Annotated in this window: 18 protein-coding genes and 4 pseudogenes; 14 read left to right on the top strand and 8 right to left on the bottom strand. The window is 71.2% G+C overall.

All coding sequences use genetic code 11. The annotated features are described in order from the left end of the window. Positions 1-111 precede the first annotated feature (111 nt). Complete coding sequence (locus IF67_RS0112950; RefSeq protein WP_030985198.1) at positions 112-783, top strand: class I SAM-dependent methyltransferase; 672 nt, start codon at positions 112-114, stop codon at positions 781-783. Positions 784-855: 72 nt separating this feature from the next. Here the strand turns inward: IF67_RS0112950 and IF67_RS0112945 are convergent, their stop codons facing one another. Together IF67_RS0112945 and IF67_RS0112940 are read right to left on the bottom strand one after the other, a co-directional pair. After that, complete coding sequence (locus IF67_RS0112945) at positions 856-1,227, bottom strand: hypothetical protein (RefSeq protein ID WP_030985195.1); 372 nt, start codon at positions 1,225-1,227, stop codon at positions 856-858. Beyond that, the gene (locus IF67_RS0112940) at positions 1,224-1,496 is read right to left on the bottom strand and encodes a toxin-antitoxin system HicB family antitoxin (RefSeq protein ID WP_051817949.1); all 273 of its coding nucleotides are present in this window, start codon (positions 1,494-1,496) and stop codon (positions 1,224-1,226) included. Before IF67_RS0112940 ends, IF67_RS0112945 begins: the two co-directional genes overlap by 4 nt. Positions 1,497-1,990: 494 nt before the next feature. Between IF67_RS0112940 and IF67_RS39120 the strand changes: the two genes are divergently transcribed. From IF67_RS39120 to IF67_RS0112925, 3 genes and pseudogenes are all read left to right on the top strand, one after another. After that, positions 1,991-2,716: an amino acid permease gene (locus IF67_RS39120; protein ID WP_234341063.1), complete on the top strand. Its 726-nt coding sequence runs from the start codon at positions 1,991-1,993 to the stop codon at positions 2,714-2,716. Between the two features lie 21 nt (positions 2,717-2,737). Then, a pseudogene (locus IF67_RS39115) lies at positions 2,738-3,130 on the top strand (transcriptional regulator); the annotation flags it as partial. Between the two features lie 131 nt (positions 3,131-3,261). Beyond that, positions 3,262-3,492 (top strand): annotated as a pseudogene (locus IF67_RS0112925) (aminoglycoside phosphotransferase family protein); the annotation flags it as partial. A gap of 25 nt (positions 3,493-3,517) precedes the next feature. Here IF67_RS0112925 and IF67_RS0112920 read toward each other — a convergent pair. Together IF67_RS0112920 and IF67_RS0112915 are read right to left on the bottom strand one after the other, a co-directional pair. After that, positions 3,518-4,420 carry a serine hydrolase gene (locus IF67_RS0112920; RefSeq protein ID WP_030985188.1) on the bottom strand — a complete coding sequence of 301 codons (903 nt, stop codon included), beginning with the start codon at positions 4,418-4,420 and terminating at the stop codon, positions 3,518-3,520. Continuing rightward, complete coding sequence (locus tag IF67_RS0112915) at positions 4,417-5,304, bottom strand: LysR family transcriptional regulator (RefSeq protein ID WP_030985186.1); 888 nt, start codon at positions 5,302-5,304, stop codon at positions 4,417-4,419. Before IF67_RS0112915 ends, IF67_RS0112920 begins: the two co-directional genes overlap by 4 nt. A gap of 84 nt (positions 5,305-5,388) precedes the next feature. On the opposite strand from IF67_RS0112915, the gene bla reads away from it, so the two are divergent. Then, complete coding sequence (bla, locus tag IF67_RS0112910) at positions 5,389-6,324, top strand: class A beta-lactamase (RefSeq protein ID WP_030985184.1); 936 nt, start codon at positions 5,389-5,391, stop codon at positions 6,322-6,324. A gap of 65 nt (positions 6,325-6,389) precedes the next feature. On the opposite strand, the gene IF67_RS0112905 is transcribed toward bla, so the two are convergent. Beyond that, positions 6,390-6,869, bottom strand: coding sequence for a DUF6194 family protein (locus tag IF67_RS0112905; RefSeq protein ID WP_037839227.1), 480 nt, complete (start codon positions 6,867-6,869; stop codon positions 6,390-6,392). Between the two features lie 47 nt (positions 6,870-6,916). Between IF67_RS0112905 and IF67_RS0112900 the strand changes: the two genes are divergently transcribed. From IF67_RS0112900 to IF67_RS0112890, 3 genes are all read left to right on the top strand, one after another. Further along, positions 6,917-7,675: a MerR family transcriptional regulator gene (locus IF67_RS0112900; RefSeq protein WP_030985181.1), complete on the top strand. Its 759-nt coding sequence runs from the start codon at positions 6,917-6,919 to the stop codon at positions 7,673-7,675. A 180-nt stretch (positions 7,676-7,855) separates the two neighbouring features. Next, entirely contained in the window at positions 7,856-7,993 is a 138-nt protein-coding gene (locus IF67_RS43680) for a hypothetical protein (RefSeq protein WP_158713079.1), read from the top strand. Positions 7,994-8,042: 49 nt separating this feature from the next. Next, positions 8,043-8,762 carry a DUF4232 domain-containing protein gene (locus IF67_RS0112890; RefSeq protein ID WP_030985180.1) on the top strand — a complete coding sequence of 240 codons (720 nt, stop codon included), beginning with the start codon at positions 8,043-8,045 and terminating at the stop codon, positions 8,760-8,762. A gap of 73 nt (positions 8,763-8,835) precedes the next feature. On the opposite strand, the gene IF67_RS0112885 is transcribed toward IF67_RS0112890, so the two are convergent. Together IF67_RS0112885 and IF67_RS0112880 are read right to left on the bottom strand one after the other, a co-directional pair. Beyond that, positions 8,836-10,308 carry a helix-turn-helix domain-containing protein gene (locus tag IF67_RS0112885; protein WP_051817945.1) on the bottom strand — a complete coding sequence of 491 codons (1,473 nt, stop codon included), beginning with the start codon at positions 10,306-10,308 and terminating at the stop codon, positions 8,836-8,838. Between the two features lie 294 nt (positions 10,309-10,602). Then, positions 10,603-11,586, bottom strand: coding sequence for an Lrp/AsnC family transcriptional regulator (locus tag IF67_RS0112880; RefSeq protein ID WP_030985177.1), 984 nt, complete (start codon positions 11,584-11,586; stop codon positions 10,603-10,605). A gap of 353 nt (positions 11,587-11,939) precedes the next feature. Here IF67_RS0112880 and IF67_RS0112875 point away from each other — a divergent pair, with 353 nt between their 5' ends. The 4 genes from IF67_RS0112875 (at position 11,940) to IF67_RS0112860 (ending at position 16,254) form a co-directional block, all read left to right on the top strand. After that, a complete protein-coding gene (locus IF67_RS0112875; protein ID WP_030985174.1) occupies positions 11,940-12,845 on the top strand; it encodes an MBL fold metallo-hydrolase in 906 nt (301 codons plus the stop codon). Continuing rightward, positions 12,842-14,440, top strand: a complete 1,599-nt coding sequence (locus IF67_RS0112870; protein ID WP_078889400.1) for a carboxylesterase/lipase family protein — start codon at positions 12,842-12,844, stop codon at positions 14,438-14,440. The genes IF67_RS0112875 and IF67_RS0112870 overlap by 4 nt, the downstream gene beginning before the upstream one ends. After that, positions 14,437-14,871, top strand: coding sequence for a RidA family protein (locus IF67_RS0112865; RefSeq protein WP_051817943.1), 435 nt, complete (start codon positions 14,437-14,439; stop codon positions 14,869-14,871). Before IF67_RS0112870 ends, IF67_RS0112865 begins: the two co-directional genes overlap by 4 nt. Before the next feature lie 738 nt (positions 14,872-15,609). Further along, complete coding sequence (locus IF67_RS0112860) at positions 15,610-16,254, top strand: helix-turn-helix transcriptional regulator (protein ID WP_030985169.1); 645 nt, start codon at positions 15,610-15,612, stop codon at positions 16,252-16,254. Between the two features lie 62 nt (positions 16,255-16,316). Here the strand turns inward: IF67_RS0112860 and IF67_RS44840 are convergent. Further along, a pseudogene (locus IF67_RS44840) lies at positions 16,317-16,460 on the bottom strand (hemin ABC transporter ATP-binding protein); the annotation flags it as partial. Between the two features lie 65 nt (positions 16,461-16,525). On the opposite strand from IF67_RS44840, the pseudogene IF67_RS41365 reads away from it, so the two are divergent. After that, positions 16,526-16,984, top strand: a pseudogene (locus IF67_RS41365) (HtaA domain-containing protein); the annotation flags it as partial. Between the two features lie 181 nt (positions 16,985-17,165). Beyond that, entirely contained in the window at positions 17,166-17,774 is a 609-nt protein-coding gene (locus tag IF67_RS0112845) for a GNAT family N-acetyltransferase (protein WP_078889399.1), read from the top strand. Positions 17,775-17,783 lie beyond the last annotated feature (9 nt).

Below are 17,783 nucleotides of genomic sequence, written 5' to 3'. Positions count from 1 at the left end.
TCGGCTCGTACAGATGTCCGCACGGCGGATGAGGGAGCTCGTGGCGGCTGGCGGTCCGCCCGGTGGGGAGACTGACAGCAGGAGCGGGCATCGTCGGCGAAAGGGTCGGTCATGTGGCAGCGCAGGAGAGTTCCGCAAGGCAGTGTCCATCACCCCGTGTTCGCCCGCTTCTATGCGAGCTGCTGCGGCCCGGCCGCGGACGCGCGGGCGGGCGTGGCCGCGCTCCGCAGGGAGTTGCTGGCCGGCGCCACGGGCCGGGTCATCGAGGTCGGCGCGGGCACCGGGCTGAACTTTGCGCACTACCCGGGGACGGTCTCGGAGGTGGTGGCGATCGAACCGGAGGCCACACTGCGGGAGGTGGCCAGGTCGGCGGCGGCGCGTGCAAAGGTGCCGGTCGATCTGGTGCCGGGTGTGGCGGAGGCCCTGCCGGTCAAGAGCGAGGCGTTCGATACGGCGGTGGCGTCGCTGGTGCTGTGTTCCGTGCGGGAGGTGCAGCGGGCGCTGGTGGAGCTGCGTCGGGTGTTGCATCCGGGCGGTGAGCTGCGGTTCTTCGAGCACGGGCGGGCCGCGGGGCGCGGGCTGGCGGCGGTGCAGTGGTCGCTGGACCGGACGGTCTGGCCACTGCTGATGGGTGGCTGTCACACCGGCCGGGACCCGCTGGGCGAGATCCGGACGGCCGGGTTCGAGGTGCTGCGGGTGCGCCGGCTGAAGGTGCCGGAGCGCGGGCCGGTACTGCCCACGTCACCGGCGGTGCTGGGCGTGGCGCGGCGGCCGGCCGACTGAGCGGGCCGCGTCACGGCGGGCTGATGGAGAATCCCCGCGGGGCCACCGGCTGCCCGCTCCTCGCCGCGGCCCTCACACCGTCCAGGTGCGCAACTCGTCCGCGATGGTGCGGACGTCGGCCGTGCCCTCCTTGACGAGGCGGGCGAGTTCGCGGACCTGCTCGGGAGAGGTGGCGATCTTCAGTCCGCTGGCGACGAGATAGCCATAGGCTACGGCGGTCGCGAACATCGCGTTCGAGCGCTCCAACGCCGGTACCTGGAGCAGGAGTTGGAGGAGCGAGGCGGCGCGGTCCTGCGGTTCGGTGTAGACGGGCACGCCGAATATCTCGGCTTCATGGCGGCTGACGGCGGCCACCAGAGCGCCCCAGTCGGTGACCTGAGGGTCTCCGGGGGTGTGCTGTTCGGCGATCAGAAGGAGCCAGGCGAGGTCGATGCGCAGCGTCACGTTGTGCCCGGCAGTCCTTCGTGGTTGGTGGTGGTCGCGGTGCCCTGGGCGCCGCCTGGTTCCAGGCCGAATTCCTCGGCGAAGACGCGCTCGTACTGCTTCATGAAGTCGGAGGCGGCCTCGACGAAGGTCTGGCCGACCTCACCGGCGTCCTTGAGGACGAGCTCCTCGATATAGCGATTCATACTCACTCCCCGCTGTAGGGCACGCTCTCGCGCCGCTTCGGCGGTGGCCTCGTCCACGCGGACATTCAGCTGTGTCTTCGCCACCCCTCCAAGCTAGCGCGCATCCGCTAGCAGCGGCAAGCTTCGCAGGTCTGCGCCCGGGGTGAGCATCGCGCGGGGCAAGAATTGTGCGGGGCGGGGGCCGGGATGGCCAGGGGCAGGGGCCCGGATGGCCGGGGGGAGGGGCCGGAGGAGATCCGGTGTGCGCGCGAACTGCTCGTGCGGCCCCTACCACCGGCCCTCCGCGCAGCAACTCCGCTCTCTCCTCCTGAGTTGGCATCCGTTCGGACGTCCCGCCGATCGGCATGAACCCCGCGCCGTAGCCGGTGGCCGACCGTGTCCCACCCGCGTGCCGTTGCCGATGCCGCACCATGTGATCTCGTGCGGCCGGGGCCCACCGGCGGGCTCAGCGACTGACCGGACCGCCCACGACCGCTCGGCCCCCAGGAGGACCTCCGCAGTGTCCGTCCCAGCCCCCGTCCCGCATCTCAAGCGCAGCCTGCGGCGCTTCGACATCATGGCGATGGGCGTTAGCCGCCGTGATCTCCTTCGATGTGATCGGGCAGATCGCCGCCGGCGGCGGCGAGGCCGTCACCTGGATCGCGGTGGCGTTTCTGCTGCCCTACGCCCTGGCCTTCGCCGAGACCGGAGCCGCGTTCCCCCAGGAGGGCGGGCCCTATGTCCGGGTGGAGCTGGCCTTCGGCCGGCTGGTGGCCGCGCTGACCACCATGTTCTATTGGGTCACCGATCCCGTCTGGCTCGGCGGCTCGCTGGTCTTCGTGGCCGCGCAGGCATGGGACGGGTTCGTCTTCCCGCTCGGCTCGGGCACGGTGGCGGACCACGCCTTCAAGCTGGTCTTCATCTGGGCCGCCATTCTCACCGCGGTGGTCTCGCTCCGCCGAGGCAAGTGGATCACCACGGCCGGCGCCGGTGCCAAGGTGTCGGCGCTGGCGTTCTTCACGGGTACGGCGTTGGCGTACGGCATCCAGCACGGCTTCCGCGGTCTGGAGAGCGCCGGCTTCTCCCCCACCGGAGCGGGCTTTCTGGCGCTGGTGCCGGTGTTGCTGTTCGCCTTCGTCGGCTTCGAGGCGCCCAACGCGGCGGGGGACGAGATGCTGGACCCGCAGCGTAGACGAGCAGTGTCGCGACGGCGAAGCCCCGGGTGCCGAACGGGGCCTGGTACGGCCGGGGCACCTCGCGGTGGCGCAGCCGCAGCGCCAGCAGGGAGGGGACCACGGCGAGGCAGGACAGCAGCAGTTACCTGATCCAGCATCTGCGCGCCCGGCCCCGCGACGAGGGACACAAGGACGGACCGGGCCGACAGCGCCGTCTCCCGCCTGCGCGCAATCGCCGGTACCGCGCCGGACGCCCCCGACCTGACCCACCTCGTAGGCGAACTCCTGCTCAAAAGCCCCGACTTCGCCAGGATCCGGGAACGCTACGACGTGACAGGCCGCAAACCCGCGCACAAGACCTTCCACCACCCCCACGTCGGCACGATCACCCTCACCGCCCAGGCCATGCGCCTGGAGGGCACCCCGGGCCAGCGCCTCGGCGTCTACGTCGCCGCCCCCGGCACCCCCGACCACGACGCCCTGCTCCTGCTGGACCTGACCGCACCCCAGCCGGCCCCACGGCCAACGGAGCAGAACCCCGAGCAGTCCCACAAACCGTCCTGACCTCAGACGCCGTCGGACTGTGCGGGCGCTCGTCGATCAACTCGACGACCTGTACCGAGCGTGTGCAGACCACCTCGGTTGCCATTATTGAGGTGATCGCGGCTGGGTTGGTCGGCCAGACTGGCGCTGTGATGCACGATGAAGAGCAGCCGTTGACCGGTGGGAACGTCAGCGACGGCGTCGTCCGTGTCGGGGACACCGTCCGGCGCCCCGTCGGGCCGTGGACCCCTGCGGTGCACGCACTGCTCACACATCTGCACGAGGTAGGTTTCCGGGCTGCTCCTCGCCCTCTCGGCATCGACGGTCAGGGCCGTGAGGTGCTGACCGTCGTGCCGGGCAACGTGGTCTGGCCCGACCGGTTCGAGTCAGGAGTCAGGTGAAGTGTCCTTACTGGGCACGCAGGTGGTCGTGCATGGTCCGGGCGACCTGGGCCATGACTGCTTCGGCGGCCGGTTGAGTTGCCGCCGGGACCACGGACTCGGTCAGTGCGGCGATGGCGAAGGTGCCGCCGTCGTCGTGCTCGACCACCCCGGTTTCGTGGCGGAGGTTCAGCAGGGTGCCGGTCTTTGATGACCACTTCGAGGCGTCCGAGCTGAAGTCTGGCGCCAGACGGTGCCGGATCACGTTGTGGCCCATGAACGAGCGCACCTGCGCGGCAACTCCGGGCGGAAAGCGTGCCGAGAGCCACAGGGCTTCCAGCAAGTCGACGAAGGCTCGTGCGGAGCCCGAGTTCGCTCTGCTCACATCGAGTTGGGGGATCGGGTGGCCTCGTCCTGCCGTACGTGATCCGATCGCGAGTGAGTGGGCGAGGTGCACGTCGCCCGGGTCGAATTGCTCGGCCGGGGTTTCGACGAGGTCACGCATGCGGTGCCGGACTGCGATGCCGCTGATTCCGGCGTCGCGCAGGGTCCGGTTGACCTCGGGGGGCGGGACCAGGTCGAACAGTGCGTCCGAGGCGGCGTTGTCGCTGAGCGCCGTGCTGAGGTAGAGCAGGTCGTCGACCGCGATGCGCGCGGGGTGACGGAATCTGCTGAGTCCCACCGGCCCCGGGGACGCGATGCGCCCCGGCTCGACGTCGATCATCGCGGCCCCGTCGATGCGCCCGTCGTGGATGCGGTCCAGCACGGCGACGGCGAGCGGCACCTTCACCAGCGACGCGACCGGGAACTCGATATCGGGATCGATGCCGATCTCCTCGCCGGTGGACAAGTCGCGCACCAGGAAGGAACCCGACAGGCCCGCTCCGGCAAGAACACCGCGGAGTTCCTGTGTTACTCGCTCGGCGCTCATGCACGCTCCTTTGCATCCGTGGGCGCTCCCAGGGCGCGGGCCACCTGTGTCCAGAGGCCGCCCTGCACCCGTTCCGCGTCGTCACCGGCCACCGCTGACACGTTGTAGCCGCGGGCAACGGGCGTTCCCGCCAGCCCGCGCCAGCACAGCCCCAGATCATCCGCTTGCGCCGCCGAGCACAGGAGAAAGTCGTCCGTGTGCATTGTCGCGGCCACGGCGGCGGTCAGCGATGCGGCGACCGCGATCTGTGCAGGCACGAGGGCGACGCGATGACCGGTCTGCTCCAGACGGTCCCGGATATGGGGAACATCGTCTTCCGGCTGGATCCAGATGCGCCGGAACGAGCGTTGCGCCCTGCCGGGCCGCAAGGTCTCGAGGTGGAGCGGCCCTCTGCCGCTGTCCGTCGGGGAAGCGACGCCGAGCGGCACCGTCCAATCAGCGCCTGCCGGTGGCACCGCGACAAGGGCGGCCCGGACTTCGCGGGACCGGAGCAGTTCCGTACGTTCCGCGGGGCCGGCGGTACGGAAGTCCAGGACGGTGTCCTCGTCGCGAGCGGCCGCGTCGAGCATCGCCAAGTGCCGGACCGAGCAGGTCTCGGGCACCGCGAGACCGAACGGCCGGAGCTTCGCCTGCTCGGCGTGGTACTCCAACGCCTCCGCCAACTGCACGAGCCGCTTCGCCGACGGGAGCATGTCGCGCCCGAACGCGGTGAGCGCCGCCCGCCGCGTCGAGCGATCGAACAGCCGCTCCCCGAAATGCTCCTCCAGCGCGGCAACCCGTCGGCTCGCCACGGACTGCGGCACGCGGACAGCCTCAGCGCCGAGGGTGAAGCTGCCGCGCTCGCCCACTTGCACGAACACTCGACACGCCGCCACCAGATCCACAACCGGCACCGTATGCCAAAACAGCATGCGAAGCCACGTTTGTGTCTTTGACCGCATGAACTGCTGCCGGAAAGGGTGTCGGACATGATCTCTTCCCAGCGCAGGACAGCCATCGCCGCAGCCACTCTCGTGCTCTCATCGGGCCTGCTGAGCGGATGCACCGGGTCCGGCGACACCGATTCGGCCCGGCCGGCATCCTCAACCGCCTCGGCACCGACCGACTCGGCCGCATCACGGGAGCGCGCCGCCAAGGCCCTCGCTCAGGTCGAGCGCCGATTCCATGCCCGCCTCGGTGTGTACATGCTGGACACCGGGACGGGCCGCACGGTGACGTACCGAGCGGGCGAGCGGTTCGCGCACGCCTCGACCTTCAAGGCCCTCGCTGCCGGGGTCGTGCTCAAGCGCAGCACGGACGACGAGCTCAACCGCGTGATCCACTACAGCGCCTCGGACCTCGAAGAGTACGCACCGATCACCAAGCGGCACGTGGGCAAGGGAATGACGCTGCGCGATCTCGTCAAGGCCGCTTTGCAGTACAGCGACAACACGGCCGCCAACCTGCTCCTGGACCAGCTCGGTGGGCCTGCCGGGCTGCAAAAGGCGCTCCGCGAGAGGGGAGACACGACGACTCGGGTCGACCGGACCGAACCGACGCTGAACGAAGCGAAGCCCGGCGACACCCGGGACACCAGCACTCCGCGCGCCCTCGGCACCGATCTGCGCGGGTTCGTCCTCGGCGACGTGCTGCCCGAAGGCCGACGGCAACTGCTCACGAGTTGGCTCCGCGGGAACACGACCGGGGGCCCCTACATCAGGGCAGGAGTCCCCTCCGGATGGAAGGTCGGTGACAAGACGGGCAACGGCGGGTACGGCACGCGCAATGACATCGCGATCGTCTGGCCGACCAGCGGGGCGCCGATCGTCGTCGCCGTCCTGTCCGACCGCGGCTCCAAGGACGCGGCCTCCGATGACGCCCTGATCAAGGACGCCACGAAGGCCGGCCTCGCCGCCCTCCGCTGAACTCCCGCCCGCTGAGCACCCGCCACGGCCGGTCCCTGCCGTCCGCCCGCGCGGCCGGGACCGTGTCAGTCGTTCGCCAGTGACCCTCCTTGTTCATGTCGCCGCGCGAACCTGGCACGAGCCGCGTCGTGGGCACCGCGCAGAAGCCGCACCACCGTGTCCGTGGTCTTCTCGCCGGGATTGACGACAGCGAGCCAGCCGAGTGCCCCGTATACCGGGTGCGGCAGCACCGTGTCGGCGGCCGTGTAGTCGCGAGGCCGGGTGAGGCTGCGCGGCTCCTCCTGCGTGAACTCCCGGAACGTCGCACGGTCGACGTGGATGTTCACCCGCCACCGTCCCGGAGCGTCGAGGTCGCAAGCGGTGTCGTCGGGGTAGTTCTTGACGACGATCGTTCCGTAAGGCTGAACGTTCTGCGGCATCTGACCGTCGGGGGCGAAGTAGAAGAAGGCGTCCCCCCACACGAGCTCGGGAAAGTCGCCGCCCGGCTCCGGGGCGACCACGAGCGCGCCGTCGAAGCCTCGCACGGCCGCAATGATCTGTTCCATACTCATGGTTCAAGCATCACCTTCAAGTGCTTATGTGGGGTTGGCCGATGGGCGAGCCGGCGAGCAGTTCGCCACACCTACCGCTCCGAACCGTTGATGTCGCCAGAGAGTCGGGGTACTCGGTACAACAGGTGCGCGACCTGGAACGGCTGGGAGTCCTTCCCGCGGCCGCTCGATCGGGCAACGGCTACCGCTCCTACACACCGCTTCATGTGCACGCCCTTCGTGCCTATCGCGGACTCGCGGGTGCGGTGGGGCCGGTCGCGGCCCGGCAGTTGCTCGCGGAGCTGCGAACGGGGACGACCGCGGAGGCCGCGTCGGCGGTCAACGCGGTGCATGTCCGGCTCGCCCGGGAACGCGAGGAGACTCTGCGCGCCCAGCGGGCCTTGCGGGCGATCCGGGCCGAAGCGGACACCAGCGAGTTCGAGCAGGAGAGTGACGCGATGACGATCACGGAGCTCGCCGAAGCGCTCAACGTACGACCCTCCACCCTGCGGTTCTGGGAGCAGGAAGGACTTGTCACCCCCGAGCGGGTGACGTCACTGCGCGCACGCCGCTACGGCCTGTCAGCCATCGGAGCAGCACGCATCGTTGTGGCTCTCCGCGGCGCCGGCTACGGCATTCCCGCAGTGCGCGAGGCCATGGGCTCCCTACAGCGGCTCGACGGCCTGGAAGAGACCCAACGCATCCTGCGGCACCGTGTGGACCAGATCGCCACACGAACCATGGCGCTCCTCCGTGCGGGCTCGGACCTGGCCACCGTCGTGGCGTCCGCCCAGGATCCGACGACCGCCCAGGTGCCATAGGGGCGGTGGGGATTTGGCTCACCGCGTCCCGTCACGGTGTCCCGCCACCGCGTCCCAGGGAAGGTTCGTTTCCGCAGGTCAGAGGTGCTACGAACGTTCCAGTGTCCCAATTCCCCCGTCGGCCGTGGCAGCCGGGACAAAGGGCGCCGCAAGCTGAGGTCAGCAAGCAACCACGACCTCATGCCGAAGGAAGACGTCATGCGGATCCGCTTCGTACGCCGCCGGTTCCGCAACGCCGACGTCACCGATGCGGTGGCTGTGGCCGTGCTCGCCGCGTCAGCCGCGACCGTCTTCCTCCTGATCGTCAGCCGTCTCTGACGGCACGCATGCCGACCGCAGTCACCCGAACAGAAGGCACCCACTCACCATGCCCACCAGCCATCGCGCCACCCATCTCGTCGCCTCCGCCGCCGCCCTGACGGCGGTCCTCGCGCTGACCGCCTGCCAGAACGACACCAAGGACACCGGCAGCCCCGCTCCGGCCGCGTCCTCCCAGTCCGCGACCGGTGATCAGGGTGCCCAGTCCCCCTCCAAGGGCAACGGCCCGGCCGAGGGCAGTCACGCGTCAAAGACCTCCGCGTCGGGCGCCTCCGGCAACGGGAACGCCGGCAAGAAGGGCCCGGGTCAGGCCGCCGGCCAGGGCTCCGGAAGCCGGACGACGACCGTCGCCTGCACCGGTGCGCACGTCAAGGTCACCGTGACCAAGGTCAAGCGCCCCCTTAACCACATGCTGCTGACCGCCACCAACACCGGCTCCGCGCCCTGCGATGCCTACGGCGCGCCCTACCTCCGCTGGGACGACGCCCAGTCCGCCACCACGTTCCTCGAAGCCTCCAAGCCGCAGGCCGTGGTCACGCTCGCGCCGGGCGAGTCCGCGTACGCCGGGATCATGTACCAGTCCGCGGACGGCTCGGGCAACAGCGGCCACACTGCCCGCACTCTGGGCGCCCTGTTCGGCAACCGGGCGGGCGACGGCTCCACCGGCCCGGCCGTGCGGCTCTCCCTGCCCAAGGGAGGCGTCTTCACCGACAGTTCGGCCTGGGTCACCTACTGGCAGTCCCGCGCCCAGGACGCGCTGGCCTGGTGAACGTTCGCCACTGATCACGGTCGGAGCCTGATCACGGCTGGAGCCTGGCCCCGGTAGCTGCCCGGGGCCGGGTTCAGCCGTTTTCCTTCGGAGCGGCAACCCAGTCGTTGCCGCCCAGCGGGTAGTCGTACTGCGGCCGGCCCTCCATCCCCGCGGTGTGGAACGGCTCCCCGTTGTCGTCGATGCGGAGCGTGCCGTGCCGGTTCCCGCTGGACCACTCCAGCTCCATGTACCAGCGCACCGCTCGGGACCCGGCGCGCGCGGTGACCTTGAAGACCTCGGGGTCCCGCTCGCTCACCTTGTAGGGGAAGTCCCGCTGTCCGCCCTCCGGGGCGAGCCTCGGCTGCGCAGCGGCCAGGGAAACCCCGAACGTCTTGGGGGTGATGCCGCCACCACAGCCCACGCCCATGCTGAAGGCGTTCCAGGCGGGCGGCGCGGAAGTACTCACCACCCGCACCCGCAGCGCGTGCAGCACCACGGTGCCCTCCCCCGCGCCCTGCACCGACACCTGCACCAGCTGACTGCCCGCCGAGACCGCGCCCAGCGCCGAAATCCAGCCCCGGGCGTCCTGTTCGGAGGGCGGCGGCGGCATCTTGCCCGGTTTCCGGTCGACCAAGTAGCGCTGGCTGCACGGGTCCTCCCAGCGGTACGGGCGGACATCCACACTCACCGGAAGCCCGGTCCGGTCGGCTGCTCCCGGAGTGGTCGCCCCGCCGTCGCCGGGCGCCTGGCCTCCGGGCGTATGGGACGGGAACGGACTCACGCTCCCCTTTCTGGTCGGCTTCGCGGACGCCGACGGCAAACGGCCGCCCTCGCTCCTCGCCACTTCGTTACCGCCCTCCGGGCTCGCGGGCCGCCCGACTGCCGTCTTCCGGCCGGTCCCGCCCTCGTCGGCGACCAGTCCCGCGGCCAGCGCGGCGGACGCGGCCACGACGGCCACGGCGATTCCGGCCGCCAGTGCGAAACGCCGCCGGCCGCCCCCGGGCCCCGCCTGGGCCACGGGCCGCCCCTCGGGGCTTATCACTGCGACCCGGCCGGGGGCGGATACGGAGGCGGCGTCGGAGTCGGAGCCGGAGTCGGTTGCGAGGAGGGCCGTTGGCGGCACGGGCGCGGCCGCGGATGTGGATTCGGATTTGGATGCAGGCTCAGGCCCGCGCTCAGGCCCGGACTCGGACTGCGGCTCGGACGCGGACTCGGCCTCGCGCCCGGCCCCGGGCCTGGACCCGGCAACCGTCTCGACCCCCGCGGCAACAACCGCCCTGTCGCCACCCCCTTGCTTACGGTCCCGCTCCCTGCGTCGCGCCTCGTCCGCCAGGATCCACTGCCGGTGCAGCTCCACCAGCTCGTCCGGCGTCGCCCGGCACAGCCGTGCCAGCCGCTCCAGCGGAGCGTATTGCGTCGGTACCGCATCACCATTGCAGTAGCGGTGCAGCGTCGACGTGCTCATGTGCAGCCGCTTGGCGAGCACTCCGTAGCTTTTCCCGGAGCGATCCTTCAACTCCTTGAGCAGCGCCGCGACCCCGGACGTTTCCTCAGCCCCCTGCACTGTCAACTCCCTCCCCGCCCACGCGCATCGCGCACGGACCATTCACCCCTACACAACCACCCCGAGCCTCCCCGAGCCGCCCCGACATTGCCAACTTCCCTCTCATTTCCGGACTCTTCAGGCAACGGGTCGGCGGATGACCGGGCGGGCCGCTGCGGCCTTCGTCGTCCCCTACGTGAGAACCATGATCGCGCAAGCCCGCCCGGATCGACATGCGGCGCCGTCACCGCGCCCTGGTCCCCGCACCGGCCGACGCTCCGCCACCGCGGACCTCGGCACCAGTTCAAACGGCGCTCAGGGGCGGGCCGTCCAGTACCGCTTGAGCACCTCGATCTGTAGGGAGCATTCCAGGGAGGTGACTTCCTCGCTGCCCTCGAAACCGCCGGTGAGGAAGTCGGCGAGGTGCTCCTCGTCGCGAAAGACACCTCCGTAGGTGAAGACCGAAGCGGCCGCCGTGAGGGCGAGGAACCGCGTCGCCGGATGATCCGCGAGGGAGACGGCGAGGCGCTGCACGGCCCCGGGGCGGCAGCCGATGCTCAGCACCACCTCGACCGCGTAGCCGATGTCGCGTGGATCGACCTCGACGCGGGGACGCAAGAGGCCGGATTCGAGCAGGGCGGCGACGGTGCGGCGGGCACGGGACTCGGTGATGTCGAGGGTGCGGGCAATGGCGGAGAAGGGCATCCGGGCGTCGTGGCGCAGGGCGGCGACGGTGTCGCGTTCCAGGCCGGTCAGCGGTGTGTCGCGCGGGTGGGCGGCGCGCTGGACGGTGTTCTGCCCGGCGAGCACGGCGATTTGACCGGACGTCAGGCGAGGCAGTCGCCAGGCCGACGTGCTGGTGAGCCGGCGCAGCATCCACTCGGTGCGCAGCGTGCGGATCCCCGGCACCGCGGGCAGTTCGGTGGTAAGGGCCCGGGTGGTGTCGGCGCGGGTGGGGCCGTGCAGCATGCAGAAGACGTCTGCCGCTCCGGACGCGAGTGACACGAAGGGGGTGTCGGCGCGCGCGGCGAGGGCTCGTGCCACCTCGGGGGCCCGCCCGGGGTCGGCGCCGATCCACACGGTGGCGGGCAGGCCTTCGGCCAGCAGCGACCACTCGATTTCGCAGATCACCCGCATCGCACCTTCGTCGACGAGGCGGGCGTAGCGGCGGGCGACCGTGCGGGCCGAGCTGTCGAGGACGCGGGCCAGCACGTCGAAGGAGGCCCGGGGGGCGATCTGTAGTGCGGCGATCAGGTCGAGATCGATCTCGTCGATCACGTCGATCACGGTGTCCTCCATGGCAGCTGGCGCCCCGTCTTCCACAGCCGGCGTCGACTGCGTCGGCCGGTCGGCTCTCGTCGGCTCTCGTCGGCTCTCGACCCTAGCCCAGCACCTGCCGGAATCAGGCATCAGGAGGGACCTTGCGCGGGGATACGGCACCGACGTCACTCCCTGCGCCCGATCGCGCCACCTTTCGCCTACATCGCGCTAAGTGGCGTGCTAGTCTGAAGGAATACGGCGTGCACGACACTTCACGTGCATGAAAACGGCACGCAGTGCAGGGGCTGATGCCGCGCCGACGGCCACCACAACTGCGGCAAGCGCGACGGCTGCGTCCCGTGCCTGCCGCCACCTGCCCGTAAGGAGAACTCATGAATGCGATCACGCTTGGAGACGTCTCGGTGCTGCGGACGGTGGAGTACGAGGGCACGACCCGGCTGCCGGAGGAGATGTTCGGCGACATCCCGGGCGAGGCCTGGGAGGCCCACCGGCCCTGGCTCGCCCCCGACTTCTGGGATGTGCGGACGGGACTGCTGCGGTCGTGCGTGCAGACCTGGGTGCTGCGCAGCGCCGGCCGGACGATCCTGATCGACACCGGAGTGGGCGACGCCAAGGAACGCCCCGCCATGCCGGCCTTCCACCGGCTGAACACGGGATACCTCGCGCGCCTCGCGGCCGCCGGGGTGAGACCGGAGGATGTCGATGTCGTGGTCAACACGCATCTCCATGCCGACCACGTCGGCTGGAACACCCGCCTGGTGGACGGGGAGTGGGTGCCGACCTTCCCGAATGCCCACTACCTCTTCCCGCGTGCCGATTACGACTTCTGGAATCCGGCCAACCACCACTCCCGCCGCATGGAAGAGGCCAACCGCAACGTCTTCGAGGACAGCGTCGAGCCTGTCGTCCGAGCCGGCCTGGCGACACTGTGGGAGGACTCCTTCGTGATCGACGAGAACGTGACCCTGGCCCCGGCGCCCGGCCACACCCCGGGCTCCTGCGTGGTGCTGCTCTCCTCCGGCCAGGACCGTGCCGTCTTCGTGGGAGACCTGCTGCACAACCCGGTGCAGGTGGTGGAGCCCCAGTGCAACAGCTGCTTCTGCGAGGACCCTGCGGGTGCCCGCGAGTCGCGCCACCGGGTCCTCGGCGAGGCCGCCGACGCGGGGCGGATCGTCTTCCCGGCCCACCTGCGCGGTGGGCGGCCGGGGATGCGGGTCGAACGGTCCGGCAGCCGGTTCGCCATCCGCTCCTGGGCGTCGCTGGAGGCCACGGCATGACCGGGGCCCACCACGGTGCCGACCGGCCGGACCCGATCCGCCGGGGCACCGTCCGTCCGCGCGACGAACGGCCCGGTCCCGTCGTGCGCACGACCGGCGGACGGGTACGCGGCCTGCACCAGGACGGTGTGCAGGTGTTCCACGGGATCCCGTATGCCGCCGCCCCCGTCGGCGCGGCCCGCTTCGCGGCACCGGCCCCCGCCCCCGCCTGGCACGGTGTCAGGGACGCCACACGGCCCGGCCCGACCGCGCCGGCCCCGGTCCGCAACGCGTTCGGAGGCATGGACCTCAGCCCGGTCACCGGCCCCCCGCCGATACCGGGCGACGCCTACCTCACCGTCACCGTGACCACGCCGGACGCGGGCACGGGCGGACTGCCCGTGCTGGTCTTCGTGCACGGCGGAGGCTTCCTCTCCGGCACCGGCCAGGCAGCCCTCTACGACGGAGGACCCTTCGCACGCAACGGAGTTGTCCTCATCACCCTCAACTACCGGCTGGGCATCCCGGGTTGGCTCTCCCTGCCCGGCGCCCCGGAGAACCGGGGTCTGCTCGACGTGATCGCCGCACTGCGCTGGGTGGCGGACAACGCCCCGGCCTTCGGCGGCGATCCGCGCCGCGTGACAGTTGCGGGCCAGTCCGCCGGCGCGATGATCGTCGCCGCACTTCTGGCCGCGCCCCCGGCCACCGGACTCTTCCGCCGCGCCATCAGCCAGAGCGGCAACGGTCTGTGCGCCGTCCCGGCCCGCCACAGCCTCGCGATCACGCGTCAGGTGTGTGCGACGCTCGGGCTGCCGGCCCGCGCCGAGGCGTTCCACGGTGTGGACGAGACCCGTCTGACCGCCGCCTTGCACGCACTCCCGCCCGCCGATCCCGCGCACTCCGGCCACCTCGATCCGTCTCTGGGCAACAGCCCCTTCAAACCCGTGATCGACGGCGTTCTGCTGGATCGACAGCCCGCACTCGCCCTCCGTACGGCGGGCCATCAGGGCTCGGGACCGGTGACGGCACGAGAGCTCCTGATCGGCACCACCACGGACGAGGCGGCCCTCTACACCGTCCCCGGCGGCGCGATCAGCTCGATGACCACCCACACACTGGACGCCATCGCGGCACGGCGCTCCGCCCGGCCGGGGGCCCTGCTGACCCACTACCGCGCCCGGCTCCCGGCAGCCGGGCCGGGCGAGTTGGCGACCCGCCTGATGACCGACCTGTACACCGCCGGGAGCCGCGCACTCGCGGACGCCCACAGCGCACTCCCGGCCACCCGGACCTTCGCCTACACCTTCGCCTGGCGGTCCACCGCCTTCGACGACCAACTCGGCGCCTGCCACTGCGTCGAGCTGCCCTTCGTCTTCGACCGCACGGACCTCCCCGCGCTGCACGGCGCACGCGCCCTCCTCGGCCCCGACCTGCCGGACCGTGGTGTCGCGGACCTCGCGGCCCGCACCCACGCCGCCTGGGTCGCCTTCGCCACCCACGGCGACCCCGGCTGGCAGCCCTACGACTCCGACCGGCAGGCCACCATGCGCATCGACCGCAGCTGGCGCCTGCACCACGGCACCCCCACCTCGGCCGGCACAGGAGAACCGGCATGACCCCGGCCTCCCACCACCGCACGGCCTCTCCCGGCCTCACCGCGCGGACCACGGACGAGCCGTCGGCACCAGCGGCCTTCCCGCCCTTCGCACGCCGGGGGCCCGTTCTCCAGGTCTCGGGACAGGGCGCGCTCGACCCGGCGACCGGCGCCGTCCTGCACACGGGAGACGTCGCGGCACAGACCACGTGTGCGCTGGAGAACGTCCGTGCCGCGCTGACGGCCGGCGGTGCCTCTCTCACGGACGTCGTGATGCTCCGGGTCTATCTGACGGAACGCGAGCACTACGCGGCGATGAACGAGGCCTACGGACGCTTCGTCGACCGCTACTTCGGCACCGGGCCGCGGCCGTGCCGCACCACCGTGATGGTCGGGCTTCCGCTCGCCGGCATGCTGGTCGAGATCGATGCGCAGGCGGCGGTCGGTTACTGAGCGTTGCTTCCCGGCCGCCGTCGGCAGGAGTGAGGAGCCTCTGGCGGCCGGGCCGAACGGCGCTCCCCCGCACGCCGGCTGCCTTTGCCGGCGCCGCGTCAGTTCCGCCCGGAGGCCCCCGGTCTCGTCGGCCGGAAGGCCGTCGTTCCAGGCAGGCGTTCCAGGCAGGCGTTCCAGGCGAAGGGCTTTCTCGCAGGTCAAGGCCCATCCCGGCATTCCAGCGTTCTTAGTTGGCCCGGAATCATTGCCGCGCGGACACCCCGCCCCGCAGGCTGTGCACAGCATTGCCGAACCGGTGCCGCAGCCGCACTGCGCAGTCGCATCCGCACCCGCTCCGCACCCGCTTCCGCATCGACTCCGCATCGACTCCGCATCGACGGTGTTCTCGCCGTCGCCGCCCTCCCGGCAGTGCCGACCCGCTCGCCAACCGCTCAACCGCCACCGAAGTCCCACGGGGAGACGTACCACCATGCACCGCAACCGGCCCCACGCCCGCCACCACCGTCTGAACTAGCTGAGCCAGCTGGACTGCGCGAGCTTCTCCGCACGGTTCATGAACGATTCGCACTATTCCCGATTCATACGGGTGTGGGAGACGCCCACCGCCCGGACCGGGCGCGGCAGCCCCGGGCGGCGTCGTCCCGGCAGGCAGCTCTTGCACCTCTCGCCAAGGCGGCGCGCCGGAGGGCGGGCGGGGCAAGGCCGGAGTCGGGGGCTCCAGAAAACGAGGTAACCCAGATGCATGCAACCGACCATCAGAGCGAGCCGAGGATATCCGTCGTGGTCCGCGCACCGGATCCGATCTCCCTGGCGGGCGTGACCAGCCAGCTCAGCCAGCAACGGGGGGTGCGGGTGGTGGAGGGCGGAGGGGAGTTCCGGGCCCCGGTGGCCGTCGTTGTCACCGCGACGATGGACGACTCCACGATCGCTCAGCTGCGCCGTCTCGTCCGGATCGACGGGGCACGGGTCGTGCTGGTGGCGGACCAGATCCGGGAGGCCGAGCTGCTCGCCGTCATCGAGTGCGGCGTCGGAGCGATCCTCTGGCGCCACCAGGCCACCCCCCGCCGGCTGTACCGGGCCGTGCTGGCGGCCTCCCGCGGGGAGGGGGACTTACCCTCGGATCTGCTCGCCCGGCTGCTCCAACAGGTCGGACAGCTCCAGCGCAGCGCCGACGACCGGCCCGGCACGCTGGCAGGGCTGGCGCCGCGCGAGGTCGATGTCATCCGCCTGATCGCCGAAGGTCTGGACACCGCGGAGATCGCAAGCAAGCTCTCGTACTCCGAACGCACGGTCAAGAACGTGCTGCACGGGATGACCACCCGGCTCCACCTGCGCAACCGCGCCCACGCCGTCGCCTATGCGCTGCGGGAGGGCCACATCTGACCGGCTTGCGGGGGGGGGAGGGAGCACGAGCCGTCGGCCCGGCTCCACCACACGGCCCCATCGCGTTCACCGCCGGACAGCGAGGAGAACCACCGGCCGGCGAACGCGGTCGCTTCGGTCGCCGCCATTGCGGTAGCCACCGCGGCGTCGTCCGCGTCCTCGGCCGACGTCCCGGCCCAGGGCGCGCGCCCCATCCGCACCACTTCGGCCCGGACCGTTCACGTTCTCCCGCGGCACCGGGAGCTACGACACCGCCACCCACGCCGTCGCCACCACCTTCAAGGGCGGTGTGCGGTTCGCCTCCAAGGCGCACGGCTTCGACATCGAGCTCGCCGACCTCAAGGTCGGCACTCCGGGCAAGAACGGGACCATCACCGCAGACGTCACCTCCTCCGGCACGACCGCGGACGACGTGAAGTTCGCCGCGCTCGACCTGAGCGGACTCAAGCCGGGCGGCGGCGCGGGCGGCACGATGACCTACGCGAACATCCCGGCGAAGCTCACCGCGGAGGGCGCGAAGGCCTTCAACGGCATGTACAAGGCGGGCCAGGCGCTCGACCCGGCGACCCTGTCCGCCTCCCGGCCGGCCGGACCGGGCCGCAGTCCGCTCCTGCCGACGGCTCCACGGGCGGATCCGGGCCGAGCTTCACCAGCGGCAACGACAGCGGCGCCCTGGCCGACACCGGGTCAACCGCACTGCACCAAGGCCTCCTTGCCGCCGCCCTGGTGACCGCAGGCGCCGCCACCACGTACGGGCCCGCAGGCGCATCACCCGCTGACGCCTCACGGCCGCCGGTGGCCTCTCCCTCGCGCCATGCCCCAACTCCCGCCGTCGGGCTGCCCTCTTGCCCCCGAGCGGAGCCGGACCCCACCCCCGTCGCCGAGGAACACCGGGGTGCAGAATGCCCCGTATGCCGAGAGCAAATACCCCGAAGACGGCAACGATCGACGATGCTCCGCTGATCAGCCGCACCTTGGCCCGCGCCTTCGACGACGACCCGATGATGCGCTGGCTCTTCACCGGCCCTGCCTCGCGCGAGGCAGGGCTGGGCCGCTACTTCACCACCCTCTTCACCCGGCAGTACGCCCACCACGGCGTGTGCGAACGCACCGGGGCCGCGGCCGCCTTCTGGGTGCCGCCGGAGGCGCAGGCCAAGGCCGTTCCGGACGCGGAGACCGTCCAGGAGCTCCAGAACATCCTCGGTGACCGGGCTCCACTGTTCAGGGACGCCGTCGAGGCGGCCGCCAAGCACACACCCCAGGAACCACACTGGTATCTGGCAGTGATCGGCGCCGACCCGGCCTCCCGGGGCCAGGGGCACGGGGCCGCTCTGCTGCGCTCGGGGCTGGCCAAGGCCGACGCCGCGGGTCTGCCCACCTGTCTGGAGTCCTCCAAGCCGTCCAATCTGCCCTTCTACGAGCACTTCGGCTTCACCGTGCGTGAGGAGCTGCGGCTCCCGGAGAACGGACCGGTCCTGTGGGCGATGCGGCGCGAACCGCGGCGCGCGGCGGGCTCCTAGAAGGTGCTC

The sequence above is a fragment of the Streptomyces sp. NRRL S-1813 genome (genome assembly GCF_000719605.1).
In the GTDB taxonomy this organism is placed as follows: domain Bacteria; phylum Actinomycetota; class Actinomycetes; order Streptomycetales; family Streptomycetaceae; genus Streptomyces; species Streptomyces decoyicus.
Note: the sequence above shows the minus strand (reverse complement) of the source record. Positions and strands in the feature narration are given on the sequence as shown.

Coding starts and splice junctions, on each gene's coding strand:
- IF67_RS0112890 (WP_030985180.1), top strand. CDS start 8,043: ATGCCCACCAGCCATCGCGCCACCCATCTCGTCGCCTCCGCCGCCGCC.
- IF67_RS0112875 (WP_030985174.1), top strand. CDS start 11,940: ATGAATGCGATCACGCTTGGAGACGTCTCGGTGCTGCGGACGGTGGAG.
- IF67_RS0112950 (WP_030985198.1), top strand. CDS start 112: ATGTGGCAGCGCAGGAGAGTTCCGCAAGGCAGTGTCCATCACCCCGTG.
- IF67_RS0112880 (WP_030985177.1), bottom strand. CDS start 11,586: ATGGAGGACACCGTGATCGACGTGATCGACGAGATCGATCTCGACCTG.
- IF67_RS43680 (WP_158713079.1), top strand. CDS start 7,856: ATGCCGAAGGAAGACGTCATGCGGATCCGCTTCGTACGCCGCCGGTTC.
- IF67_RS0112900 (WP_030985181.1), top strand. CDS start 6,917: ATGGGCGAGCCGGCGAGCAGTTCGCCACACCTACCGCTCCGAACCGTT.
- IF67_RS0112860 (WP_030985169.1), top strand. CDS start 15,610: ATGCATGCAACCGACCATCAGAGCGAGCCGAGGATATCCGTCGTGGTC.
- bla (WP_030985184.1), top strand. CDS start 5,389: ATGATCTCTTCCCAGCGCAGGACAGCCATCGCCGCAGCCACTCTCGTG.
- IF67_RS0112845 (WP_078889399.1), top strand. CDS start 17,166: ATGCCGAGAGCAAATACCCCGAAGACGGCAACGATCGACGATGCTCCG.
- IF67_RS0112865 (WP_051817943.1), top strand. CDS start 14,437: ATGACCCCGGCCTCCCACCACCGCACGGCCTCTCCCGGCCTCACCGCG.
- IF67_RS0112905 (WP_037839227.1), bottom strand. CDS start 6,869: ATGGAACAGATCATTGCGGCCGTGCGAGGCTTCGACGGCGCGCTCGTG.
- IF67_RS0112920 (WP_030985188.1), bottom strand. CDS start 4,420: ATGAGCGCCGAGCGAGTAACACAGGAACTCCGCGGTGTTCTTGCCGGA.
- IF67_RS0112870 (WP_078889400.1), top strand. CDS start 12,842: ATGACCGGGGCCCACCACGGTGCCGACCGGCCGGACCCGATCCGCCGG.